The 11780-nt window shown below is 67.2% G+C and carries 13 protein-coding genes; 2 read left to right on the top strand and 11 right to left on the bottom strand.

Going from position 1 to position 11780, the window contains the following annotated elements; translation table 11 throughout:
• Positions 1-114 precede the first annotated feature (114 nt).
• Both UU9_RS09505 and UU9_RS09500 read left to right on the top strand, forming a co-directional pair.
• Positions 115-576, top strand: a complete 462-nt coding sequence (locus UU9_RS09505; RefSeq protein ID WP_007081535.1) for a DUF2782 domain-containing protein — start codon at positions 115-117, stop codon at positions 574-576.
• A 51-nt stretch (positions 577-627) separates the two neighbouring features.
• Positions 628-1059: an EamA family transporter gene (locus tag UU9_RS09500; protein WP_007081534.1), complete on the top strand. Its 432-nt coding sequence runs from the start codon at positions 628-630 to the stop codon at positions 1057-1059.
• An 8-nt stretch (positions 1060-1067) separates the two neighbouring features.
• Here the strand turns inward: UU9_RS09500 and UU9_RS09495 are convergent, their stop codons facing one another.
• The 11 genes from UU9_RS09495 to UU9_RS09445 form a co-directional block, all read right to left on the bottom strand.
• Positions 1068-1778 carry a glutathione S-transferase gene (locus UU9_RS09495; RefSeq protein WP_007081533.1) on the bottom strand — a complete coding sequence of 237 codons (711 nt, stop codon included), beginning with the start codon at positions 1776-1778 and terminating at the stop codon, positions 1068-1070.
• Between the two features lie 149 nt (positions 1779-1927).
• Positions 1928-3538, bottom strand: a complete 1611-nt coding sequence (gene purH / locus UU9_RS09490) for a bifunctional phosphoribosylaminoimidazolecarboxamide formyltransferase/IMP cyclohydrolase (protein WP_007081532.1) — start codon at positions 3536-3538, stop codon at positions 1928-1930.
• Positions 3539-3627: 89 nt separating this feature from the next.
• Positions 3628-3921, bottom strand: coding sequence for a helix-turn-helix domain-containing protein (locus tag UU9_RS09485; RefSeq protein ID WP_007081531.1), 294 nt, complete (start codon positions 3919-3921; stop codon positions 3628-3630).
• Between the two features lie 211 nt (positions 3922-4132).
• Positions 4133-4930 carry a zinc-ribbon and DUF3426 domain-containing protein gene (locus UU9_RS09480; RefSeq protein ID WP_007081530.1) on the bottom strand — a complete coding sequence of 266 codons (798 nt, stop codon included), beginning with the start codon at positions 4928-4930 and terminating at the stop codon, positions 4133-4135.
• A gap of 63 nt (positions 4931-4993) precedes the next feature.
• Positions 4994-5890: a 50S ribosomal protein L11 methyltransferase gene (prmA, locus tag UU9_RS09475; protein WP_007081529.1), complete on the bottom strand. Its 897-nt coding sequence runs from the start codon at positions 5888-5890 to the stop codon at positions 4994-4996.
• Between the two features lie 95 nt (positions 5891-5985).
• On the bottom strand, positions 5986-7353 hold the full coding sequence (gene accC, locus UU9_RS09470; protein WP_007081528.1) for an acetyl-CoA carboxylase biotin carboxylase subunit: 1368 nt from the start codon (positions 7351-7353) through the stop codon (positions 5986-5988).
• Between the two features lie 52 nt (positions 7354-7405).
• Positions 7406-7786: a four helix bundle protein gene (locus UU9_RS09465; RefSeq protein WP_007081527.1), complete on the bottom strand. Its 381-nt coding sequence runs from the start codon at positions 7784-7786 to the stop codon at positions 7406-7408.
• Positions 7787-7803: 17 nt separating this feature from the next.
• Complete coding sequence (gene accB, locus UU9_RS09460; RefSeq protein ID WP_007081526.1) at positions 7804-8262, bottom strand: acetyl-CoA carboxylase biotin carboxyl carrier protein; 459 nt, start codon at positions 8260-8262, stop codon at positions 7804-7806.
• 76 nt (positions 8263-8338) lie between these two features.
• A complete protein-coding gene (gene aroQ, locus UU9_RS09455; protein ID WP_007081525.1) occupies positions 8339-8791 on the bottom strand; it encodes a type II 3-dehydroquinate dehydratase in 453 nt (150 codons plus the stop codon).
• Between the two features lie 155 nt (positions 8792-8946).
• Positions 8947-9471, bottom strand: a complete 525-nt coding sequence (locus UU9_RS09450) for a TlpA family protein disulfide reductase (protein ID WP_007081524.1) — start codon at positions 9469-9471, stop codon at positions 8947-8949.
• On the bottom strand, positions 9468-11651 hold the full coding sequence (locus UU9_RS09445; RefSeq protein ID WP_007081523.1) for a protein-disulfide reductase DsbD family protein: 2184 nt from the start codon (positions 11649-11651) through the stop codon (positions 9468-9470). Before UU9_RS09445 ends, UU9_RS09450 begins: the two co-directional genes overlap by 4 nt.
• Positions 11652-11780: the final 129 nt, after the last annotated feature.

Below are 11780 nucleotides of genomic sequence, written 5' to 3'. Positions count from 1 at the left end.
GGCCGGCTTCGCGCTGGCCGTTGGTCGATCATTCTCGCACGCATGGCCAGCCGCGCTTCACGGTTGGCGGGCATGGGCGCTGTTATCCTGCCGGCTCCGACCGAGGGTACCGTCATGAAATCCGCTGTCCTGCTGGCCACCTCCAGCCTGCTGTTCGCCGCCAGCGCGTTCGCGCAGACACCGCCGACCAAGGCGCTGCCACCGCCGGGCATCAACGATCCGGGAGTGCACGCCACGACTCCCGCGAAGAAACCGCTCGACCTGAAACCGCACACGGTGCCGTCCACGCAGGCGAACGTGGTCGCGGCGCCAGACACCAGCGATGCGCTGCCCGACGTTGCCGTACGCAAGGAGGGCGACAACACCATCCAGGAATACCGCCGCAACGGCCAGCTCTACATGGTGGTGGTGACGCCGAAAGCCGGCATCCCGCACACCTACACCGTCGACCCGCAGGGCCGGCTGGTGGATGAGCACGGCCAGAAGCCCACGCGCCCGGTGATGTACAAGGTGCTGGAATGGGGCAAGAGCCCGCCGGCCACGGATGACTCGACGCCGGCCGACACCGGCCGCTGATCGTCCTGACCGGGCAAGCCCAGGAGCGACAAGTGGAAGCGGAGACGCGCCATGCCATTGCGTGAAAGCTGGCTGCTGTTTGCACTGGGCTCGGCGTTGTTCGCCGCGCTGACCGCGTTGTTTGGCAAGCTCGGCGTGGTCGGCATCAATTCGAACCTCGCCACCTTCATCCGCACCGTGGTGATCCTGCTGGTCACCGCCGGCATTCTCAGCCTGCGCCATGAATGGGCCAAACCCGCCGGCCTGCCGCTGCACAGCTGGCTGTTCCTGGTGTTGTCCGGCATCGCTACCGGCCTGTCGTGGTTGTGCTACTACCGCGCGCTTCAACTCGGCCCGGTGAGCAAGGTGGCGCCGATCGACAAGCTCAGCGTGGCATTGGCGATCGTATTGGGGCTGGTGTTCCTGGGCGAGCGGCCCAGCTGGCCCCTGGCTGTCGGCGGCGTGCTGATCGTGGCCGGTGCGATGGTGATCGCGCTGTTCTGAACCTCGGGTCAGGTCGGGTCGTCCAGTTCCGGGTAGTGGCGAAAGATGCCGTCCTCGTTGAACGCCAGGCGCCGTGGCGATGCCAGGTAGGCGGCCACCCGCGGCCGCTGCGCCACGCGCTGGCTCAATGCGCACAACAGAGGCAGCTCACGCTTCAGCCGTTGCATCGCGCGGGGAAACACGTAGTCCAGGCCGCTCATCAACTGGAACAGCGACAGGTCGACGTACGAGTACTCGCGCAAGGCATGCCGGCCGCCGTTGCGTTCCAGTACGCGCTCGAAATAACCCAGGAATTTCGGCAGCCGGTTCTGGCGCAGGTCCTCCGCACGCCGTTCCGCCTCATCGCGCTGGTCCTCGTAATAGAGGCTGCTGGCCACGGGGTGATGGCTGTCGTGGATCTCGGCCACCACGTCGGTGATGGTCAATTGCAGCTGGTGCGCGTACAGCCGGCGCGACTCGCTTTCCGGCACCAGGTTCAGTGGTGGTCCCAGGTATTGCAGGATTTCCGCCACCTGCGCGATCACCAACCGGCCCGCTTTCAGGAACGGCGGCGCAAACGGCAGCGCGCCCTGATGCGCGCCTTCCAGGAACGGCATGATCGCAGCGTCGCCCTCGTCGCGGGCCACGTCGCGGTAACCGGCGCCCGCATCCTCCAGCGCCAGCCGGATGAATTCGCCGCGGCCTTGGATACCTGACCAGTAATAGAGTTCGTAGCGCATGGTCGTCTCCGCATCGAAACGCCGATGCTGGACCGACACGCTTCAACAACCCGTGAGCGGCACTTCTCGTGGGAGCGGCTTCAGTCGCGGTGCCTCTGTCGATGTGTCAGGGCATCGCGGCTGAAGCCGCTCCCACAGTGGCCTGCCCCTCAGTGGCGGAAATGCCGCATGCCGGTGAACACCATCGCGATGTCGTGCTCGTCGGCGGCGGCGATCACCTCGCTGTCGCGCATCGAGCCGCCGGGCTGGATCACCGCGCTGATGCCCGCGGCGGCGGCCGCGTCGATGCCATCGCGGAACGGGAAGAACGCATCGGACGCCATCACCGAGCCACGCACTTCCAGCTTCTCGTCCGCGGCCTTGATGCCGGCGATTCTCGCGCTGTAGACGCGGCTCATCTGGCCGGCGCCAACGCCGATGGTCTGGCGGTCGCGGGCGTAGACGATGGCGTTGGACTTGACGAACTTGGTCACCTTCCAGGCGAAGATCAGGTCGTCGATCTGCGCCGGGGTGGGCGCGCGCCGGGTCACCACCTTGAGGTCGCCCGCGCCGATCATGCCGGTGTCGGCGGTCTGGATCAGCAGGCCCGAGCCCACGCGCTTCACGTTCATGCCCGGATGCGGCGCACGCAGGTCGCCATCTGCCGGCGGCGGGATTTCCAGCACGCGCACGTTGCCCTTCTTCGCGAACGCTTTCAGCGCATCGTCGGCATAGCCCGGCGCCAGCACCACTTCAACGAATTGGCGCTCCACGATGGCCTGCGCGGTGGCGCCGTCCAGCTCGCGGTTGAACGCGATGATGCCGCCGAACGCCGAGGTGGGATCGGTCTGGTAGGCCAGGTCGTAGGCCTTGCCGATGCCGTCCAGGCTCACCGCGACACCGCAGGGGTTGGCGTGCTTCACGATCACGCAGGCCGGCTTCACGAAGCTGCGCACGCATTCCCACGCGGCGTCGGCGTCGGCGATGTTGTTGAACGAAAGCTCCTTGCCCTGCAACTGGCGGAACGTGGCGAGCGTGCCCGGCGCGGGATGCAGGTCGCGGTAGAACGCGGCCTGCTGGTGCGGGTTTTCGCCGTAGCGCAGGTCCATGACTTTTTCGTGGCGGCCGTTGGCTTGCGCCGGAAAGGTCGCGTGGCCGGCTACCGCGGTGTGTGCGTCATCGAGCTGCAGGCCCGAGAGGTAGTCGCTGATGGCGCCGCCGTAGTTGGCCACGCGGTTGAACGCGGCAACGGCCAGCTTGAAGCGCGTGGCGCGGCGCAGGCCGCCTTCGCTTTCGATCTCGGCCAGCGCGTCGGCGTACTGGTCGGGCGAGGTCAGCACGCCCACGTCGTTCCAGTTTTTCGCCGCCGAACGCAGCATCGCCGGGCCGCCGATGTCGATGTTCTCGATCGCGTCTTCCAGCGTGCAGCCGGGCTTGGCCACGGTGGCTTCGAACGGATAGAGGTTCAGCACCAGCAGGTCGATCGGCGCGATGCCCAGTTCGGCCATCACCGCGTCGTCGGTGCCGCGCCGGCCCAGCAGGCCGCCGTGCACTTTCGGGTGCAGCGTCTTGACGCGGCCATCCATGATCTCGGGGAAACCGGTGACGTCGCTGACGTCGGTCACGGCGATGCCCGCTTCGCGCAAGGCCCTGGCGCTACCGCCGGTGGACAGCAGCTCCACGCCGCGCGCGCTCAGCCGCCGGCCCAGGTCGATCAGGCCGTTCTTGTCGGAAACACTGAGCAGGGCGCGGCGGACGGGGACGAGATCGGGTGTGGGCATGACGTTTTCCAGCGGGGAAAACGTCACAGTATAGCCGTCTGAACGATAGCCTGGTTTTCAGCGAGGAAACGCGGCGCGGGATGGCGCGATCACAGCAGCCCGTAGATGGCCAGCTTCTTGCGCAGGGTGGCGCGATTGATGCCCAGCGCGGCGGCGGCGCGACTCTGGTTGCCTTCGTGGAACGCCATTACCTCGCGCAGCAGCGGCCCTTCGACTTCGCGCAGCACCATCGCGTGCAGGCCCTCGCTGCATTCGGCATCGCCGATGTCGGCGAGATAGCGGCGCACGGTGCGACTGACGCACTCGCTCAACGCGCTTTGCGAAGCACTCTGCGACGAGGTCTGTTTTGCGGCCTCGGCAACAGGCAGTCTGACGGCGTTCACGAGCGTTTCCTCTGGCATGCGAAGCGCGGCTGCATAGGCCGCTGGTTATATTTCTTTCGACTCCGCCGATGGCGGCGCGCATGCATGCTGATGTGCCGCATGCGGGAAGGGACCGAGTCTACCCGCGCGCGGCGGGAATTTTAAGTGCTGATGCGAGAGTTCGCGTTCGGCATGACATGTGCGGTCATGTTGGTGCGACGGGATATGCCGCCTATTCGAAATCGAAGGCAAAGGCGACGGCGCGCGTGCCCGGGTCCTCCACCTCGAACAACAAGGCGGTGCGGCTGCCCGGCGCCAGCCCGCGCTGCACGGCCTGCGGGTCATCGAGGTATTCGGCCGGTTGCAGGCGCCGCATCGCCACGCGCTTGCCCTGTGCATCGGACAGCGTCAGCGCCACTACCGGATAGGGCTGGCTGAAGGGGGCGTCGTTGCGCACGCCGAGGCTGATCACCAGTGCGCCCCGTACGCTGGGGTGGGTTTGCACGTTGCTGGCGAGCAGTCGCAATTGCCCCGGCGCGGCCACCAGCGGCAGCTGGCAATGCAGGGTGTTGCAGATCTGCTGCAGCAAGGGGCCGCTTTGCGGATCGCGGATCAGGAAATCCCGCTTGGCCCAGGCCAACTGGCTGCCCAGCAGCAAGGTCAGGAAGGTGCAGGCGAAGACCCAGGGCCAGAACCGTTCGGTCGACTCGCGCCGGTTGCGCGCGAAGCGCGGCGCAAAGGCCTGCGGCCCGGATGCATCGGCCGTCGCGCTGCCGACGGTATCGACCGCGACGACCGCGACCGGCTCCACCGGCGGGCGATACACCGCCAGCTCCAGCAGCGGTGGGCGCATAAGGTCGGGGTGCAGCGGCAGTTCCCGGAACGGCTCCGGTGGCAGCTGGTCGGCAAGGTTGGCGAGCGCGTCGAAGGTGTCGCCGCAATGCCCGCACGACACCTGTCCGCCGGCGAGCGTCAGTGTCCCGACGTCCAGCGAAAACACGGTGAGGCAAGCGGGACACTGCGTGTACATGGGGGCCTTCGTTCGATGAGCCGCAAGCTTAACGCAGCGGCCAGCGAGTCCGAGCCGGCATGCTCAGCGGCGTCGGCCGCTGATACGCACCCAGCCCTCGCGGATATCCACGCGCAGCGCGTCGAACCATTCGTCGTAACGCTGCAGCAGTTCATCCTGCTGGCCGTCGAGGATGCCGGAGATGGCGAATGGCGCGCCGGGTTTCGCGGCGGCGGCAAAGGTGGGCGCCAGCGCGCCGAGCGGGCCGGCCAGGATATTGGCGACGAAGATGTCGGCCGGGTCGGCGTCCACATCGTCGGGCAGGAACAGGGCGAGCCGGTCGGCCACGCCGTTGCGGTCCGCGTTGTCGCGCGATGCGGTCAGCGCCTGCGGATCGTTGTCCACGCCGACCGCGCTGGCGGCGCCCAGCTTCAGCGCCGCGATGGCCAGGATGCCCGAGCCACAGCCGTAGTCGGTGACGGTCTTGCCGGCCAGTTCCAGTCCGTCCAGCCATTCCAGGCACAAGGCCGTGGTGGGATGGGTGCCACTGCCGAAGGCGAGGCCGGGGTCGAGCCGTACCACCACCAAATCGTCGTCGGTCGGCGGTTCGATGTTCCAGGGGTAGATCCACAGCCGGCGCCCGAACGGCATCGGTTTGAACTGGTCCATCCAGGCGCGTTCCCAATCCTGGTCGGCGACTTCGGTGAAGCCGAGCTGGTCGGGCTCCAGCCAGGGCAGCAGCTCGCCCAGCGCGGCGCCCAGGCCGCGGCGATCGGTGTGCTCGTCGAACAATGCATCGAGCGTGATCGTGGGCCACAGCGGCAACTCGCCCACGCCGGGCTCGAAGATCGCCTGCTCGTCAGGCGTTTCCGCATTGGCATCGCGCAGCGTCACCGACAGCGCGCCCAGATCCTCCAGCGCCTCTTCCGCGCGGGGTTGCTGTTCGGTGCGCACGACCAGGGAGAGTTCGAGGAAAGGCATGAGGTCTTCGATGGCGGGTAGGAGCGCACCCTGTGCGCGATGCCTTTCGTCACGTCACGAAGGGCATCGCGCACAGGGTGCGCTCCTGCAGGTGGTCAGGCACCGCTGGCGGCTTTCTCTTTCTGCTCGGCCATGCGTTTTTCGAGGTAATGGATGTTCTGCCCGCCGTGCTGGAACCCGACGTCGCTCATGATCCGCTGCTGCAGCGGGATGTTGCACTTCACGCCTTCGATCACCGTCTCGGCCAGCGCCAGCCGCATGCGCGCGATCGCGGTTTCGCGGTCGGGTCCGTGCACGATCAGCTTGCCGATCATCGAGTCGTAATTGGGCGGAATCTTGTAGCCGTCGTACAGGTGCGTGTCCACGCGCACACCGGGGCCGCCGGGCGCCTCGAAGCGTTTCACCGTGCCCGGGCTGGGCATGAAGGTGTCCGGGTCTTCGGCGTTGATGCGGCATTCGATCGCGTGGCCGCGGATCACGATGTCTTCCTGCCTGATCGACAGCTTCTCGCCGCCGGCGATCAGCAATTGCTCGCGCACCAGATCGACACCGGTGATCCACTCCGTCACCGGGTGCTCGACCTGGATGCGGGTGTTCATCTCGATGAAGTAGAACTTGCCCGCCTCGAACAGGAACTCGAACGTGCCGGCGCCGCGGTAGCCGATGCGGATGCAGGCATCGGTGCAGACCTTGCCGATCTCGGCGCGCAGTTCCGGGGTGATGCCGGGCGCGGGGGCCTCTTCGACCACCTTCTGGTGGCGCCGCTGCATCGAGCAGTCGCGCTCGCCCAGATGGATGGCATTGCCCTGGCCGTCGGCCAGCACCTGGATTTCCACGTGGCGTGGATTTTCGAGGTACTTCTCCATGTACACCTGATCGTTGCCGAAGGCGGCCTTGGCTTCCTGCTTGGTCATCACGATGGAGTTGGCCAGGTGCGCCTCGGTGCGCACCACGCGCATGCCGCGGCCGCCACCGCCGCCGGAGGCCTTGATGATCACCGGGTAGCCGATCTCGCGGGCGATGCGCAGGCTTTCCTCGACGTTGTCGTCCAGCGGGCCACCGGAGCCCGGCACGCAGGGCACGCCTGCGGCTTTCATGGCGCGGATCGCCTCCACCTTGTCGCCCATCAGCCGGATCACCGACGCGGTCGGGCCGATGAAGATGAAGCCGGACTGCTCGACTTGCTCGGCGAAATCGGCGCGCTCGGAGAGGAATCCGTAGCCCGGGTGGATCGCCTGGGCGTCGGTGATCTCCGCCGCTGCGATGATCCGCGGAATGTTGAGGTAGCTGTCCACCGACGGCCCCGGGCCGATGCAGATCGCCTCGTCGGCCAGGCCGACGTGCTTCAGGTTGCGATCCACCGTGGAATGCACCGCCACCGTCTTGATACCCAGACTGTGGCAGGCGCGCAGCACGCGCAGGGCGATTTCGCCGCGATTGGCGATGACGACTTTTTCTAGCATGGGATTCGGGATTCGGAATTTGGGATTCGTAAGAGCGGGGCCGGGCGTTGCATCAGTCACCTCTCTTGGCTTGGATGGATCGGATAAGCGCGTTGAGTTTTGCGAAAACGCGGTTGATCAGGTCGGTGGTGTCCGGGCTCTCGGCGATATAGGCAAGCCGTTCGGCGATTTGCAACTGGGTGTCCAGTTCCGAGAGCGAACCGCGAGCCATGGACAAGAACCGCAGGTACTCGGCGGTGGATCGCCTGGCCGCCCCCTCCGCAATGTTCGACGGTACGCTGATCGCCGCACGCCGCATCTGGGAAGTAAGCGTAAAGCGTTCGGTATCGGGGAAAGCCGCCGTGATTCGATAAACGGCTTCGACGAGATCCATCGCGTCGCGCCATACTTCCAGGCGCTCATGTGGCCGCTCTGACGAATCCCGAATCCCCATTCCCGAATCCCGGCAACTCAGGCAATCACGAACATCGGTTCGTCGAATTCCACCGGCTGGCCGTTCTCGATCAGGATCGCCTGCACCGTGCCGGCGACTTCGGCCTCGATCTGGTTGAACATCTTCATCGCCTCGATCACGCCCAGCGTGTCGCCGACTTTCACCTGCTGGCCGACCTTGACGAAGGCCGGGGTGCCGGGTGAGGCGGAGGCGTAGAACGTGCCTACCATCGGCGCCTTCACCACGTTGCCGGCTGGCAGGGCATTGGCGGCGGGGGCTTCGGCAACGACGGGCGCCGGTGCCGCGGCGACTACCGGGGCTGGCGCGGCGGCCACGGCGACCGGGGCGGCGACGGGCGCGGTGCCCTTGGGGACGCGCGAGAGGCGCACCACTTCCTCGCCTTCCTTGATCTCCAGCTCGGCGAGGTTGGATTCCTCCAGCAAGTCGATCAGTTTCTTGATTTTGCGCAAATCCATCGGATCAGCCCTTGGGTTTCAGTGAATGGGGTTTCAGTGAATGCCACCGGCGGGTGGCTGGGAAAGTTCGGCCGGGTCAGGCGTCCGCGGCGGGTTGCAGGCGGTGGATCGCCGCTTCCAGCGCCAGCCGGTAGCTGTCGCCACCGAAACCGCAGATCACGCCAATGGCGATGTCCGACAGGTACGAATGGTGGCGGAACGGCTCGCGCGCATGCACGTTGGACAGGTGCACCTCGATGAAGGGCACCGCCACCGCGGCCAGCGCATCGCGCAGCGCGATGCTGGTGTGGGTGAACGCGGCGGGGTTGAACAGGATCAGCGCGGTGCCGTCGTCGCGTGCCTGCTGGATGCGCCCGACCAGCTCATGCTCGGCGTTGGACTGGAACCAGACCAGTTCGTGGCCGGCCGCCTGCGCCTGCGCCGCCAGCTGATTGTTGATGTCGACCAGGGTCAGGTGCCCGTAGATATGCGGCTCGCGCGAGCCCAGCAGGTTGAGATTGGGCCCATGGAGAACCAGGATCTTTGCCACACGTCACCCGACTGCTTGCGTCCGGACGACCCGGAATGCCGCGCAGTGTGCGCGTCGGCATCAAAGTTGTCCAGTTCGGCGCAGATCGGCGATGTTTGAAGAAGAAGCCCCGGTCCCGGCGACGTCGACGATACGCAATCGTACGTTTGGCCGCCTCAATCCGCCCGCGGCGCCAGCCATTGCTGCAGCTGGGCATCGTCCAGCGGGCCGGCATGCTGGGCCAGTACGCGGCCATCGGCGCCGATCAGCACGCTGTAGGGCAGCACGTCGCCGACATCACCAAAGCGGTAGGCCGAACTCGGGTGCGACAGCTGCCCCAGCACGATCGGGTAGCTCACCGGGTGGGCGGCCAGAAAGGCACGAACGGGCGCCGGCTGGTCCATCGCCACGCCGATCACGGTCACGCCGCGGCGCTGCTGGGCGCGATCCAATGCCGGCATTTCCTCGCGGCAAGGCAGGCACCAGCTGGCCCAGAAATTCAGCACGACCGGGTGGCCGCGATAGCTCGCCAGGTCGTGCGTGGTGCCGGACAGGTCGGGCAGCTTGAGTGCGGGCGCCGGTTGTCCGACCAAAGGCGTGGACGCCGGCGGCGCGTCGGCCTGGCGTTGCCAGTAGCCGCCCACGCCGGCGACCAGCACGGCCATGCCCAGGATGATCCAGTTGCTGCGGCTGAAGATCATTTCGCCGCCTCCGTCAGTGCCTGTTCCACCATCGAGGAGGTCAGCACGGTGGAAAGCTGGCGGCCCGGCCCGCCGTCGTTCGGAAACACCACGTAAAGCGGCACGCCGGGCGAGTTGTATTGCTGCAGGAAGGCGCTGATCACCGGGTTGACGTCGGTCCAGTCGCCTTTCATGTAGACCGCGCCGGTGCGTTGCAGCAGCGCGCGGAAGCTGGCGGTATCGAGCACGGTGTGTTCGTTCGCCTTGCAGGTGACGCACCAGTCGGCGGTCATGTCGACGAAAACCGGCGTGCCGGCGGCGCGCAGTTCGGCCAGCTTTTCGGGGCTGTACGCCACCACGCCTTCCTCAACCACTGCACCGGCCGCCACCGGCGGCACGTGGGCCAGCAGATAAAGCGGCGCCAGCGTGGCCAGCGCCAGCGGCAGCACCCACGCGCGGCCGGCGATGCCGCGCGAGCGGCTGCGCTCGAACCACCACAGCGTCATCGCCAGCAGCACCATCGCCACCAGTACCAGGCCCACTGCGTCCGCGCCGCGTTGATTGGCCAGCACCCACACCAGCCACGCGGCGGTGAGGTACATCGGAAACGCCAGCACCTGCTTCAGGGTTTCCATCCAGCGGCCGGGTCGCGGCAGCAAGCGGCCCAAGGCGGGCACGAAACCGATCGCCAGGAAAGGCAAGGCCAGGCCCACGCCCAGCGCCAGAAATACCCCCAACGCCGACAGCATCGGTGCGGTAAACGCATAGGCCAGCGCGCCGCCCATGAATGGCGCGGTGCAGGGGCTGGCCACCACCACGGCCAGCACGCCGGTGAAGAAATCGCCGGCCGGCCCCGAGCGCGATGCCAGCCCCGCTCCCGTATTGCCCAGCGAAGCGCCGAACTGCACCACGCCGGACAGCGACAGCCCCACCGCCAGCATCACGCAGGCCAGCACGCCCACCAGCAGCGGCTGCTGCAATTGCGAACCCCAGCCCAGCGAGTGGCCGGCGGCACGCAGCGCCAGGATGCCCATGCCCAGCACGGCGAAACTGCACAGCACGCCAGCGGTATAGAACAAGGCATGCCGCCGCGCCGCGGTGCGGCTCTCGCCGCTTTCCAGCACGCTGACCGCCTTGATCGACAGCACCGGCAGGACGCAGGGCATCAGGTTCAGCACCAAGCCGCCCGCCAACGCCAGCGCCAGCGCGGCAAACAGGCCGGTTCGAATCGGGGAGGAGGGCGTGGTGTCGACGGGTGCCGATGTGGCAGCCGTGGCGCCGCCACCCAGATCGACGGTGACCGTGCGGGTCATCGGCGGATAGCAAAGCCCGCCGTCCTGGCAGCCCTGGAATGTGGCCTGTACGGTCAGCCGCTTGCGGCCGGCCAAATCGCCATCCACCGCCACCGGCACATCGACCTGGTCGAAATAGACCACGACATTGCCGAACTGCGGATCGGCGTGCGTGACGCCGTCGGGCCATTCGGGCGGCCGCAGGCGCAGGCCCTCGGCGCCGGCCAGCTCCAGCGTGGTGCGGTCGCGATACAGGTAATAGCCCTTGGGCATCGTCCAGCGCAGCAGCAGGTGGCTGGGGTCCGGTGCCGCGGCTTCAAAGCGGAACGCCTCGTTCTCGGGCAGCGGCGCGGCGGCCATGCCCGCCGGCGCGCTGGCGCCGCGGCTGCCGAGCCCGGTCAATGCCGCGCCCAGGCTTTGCCCGGCCGGCAGGGACGCGTCGGCCTTGGTCGGCAGCGGCAGGTCGAGATGTTCGGTGTGGGGCGGGTAGCAGATCTTCGGATCGACCTCGTGGCAGCCCTGGTATTGCACGTCCAGCTTCAGGCGGGTGGTGCCGGCGGCCACGGTGTAGGGCAGCGTGGCATCCACGCCGTGGTGGTAGGTCTCCACGTCGCCGAGGTATTCGTCGTGGTGCTTTTCGCCGTCGGGCAGCTGGGCCGTGCCCAGGGTGATGCCGGGGCCGGCGCTGAACTTCATGCGGCCGCGGTAGAGGTAATAGTCCGGCGCGATGGTCCAGTGCAGCTTCAGTACGCCCGGGGTCGAGGCGTCTGCGCTGAGCTGGTAGGCCTCGGTCACCGGCAGCAGGTTGTCCTCCTGCGCCAGCGCGGGCAATGCAGCGAACAACAGGCCCAGCAACAGCATCAACTGGACCGGCAGACGGTGAAAACGGGGGAAACGCAGCGCTTGCATTACAACTCCGGCGGGTGACGCGGGCAGACAATAGGTAGGGCGACTATGGATGGCGGCATGCCCGCAACGGTTCCGCCGCGGTGCCGACACGCTTGCTCACCCATTATGGATCAGTGGCGGGGATCGAGC

It is taken from the genome of Rhodanobacter fulvus Jip2 (assembly GCF_000264315.1).
GTDB lineage: Bacteria > Pseudomonadota > Gammaproteobacteria > Xanthomonadales > Rhodanobacteraceae > Rhodanobacter > Rhodanobacter fulvus.
The sequence above is the reverse complement of the archived record's forward strand: the minus strand, read 5'-3'. Positions and strand labels throughout refer to the sequence as shown.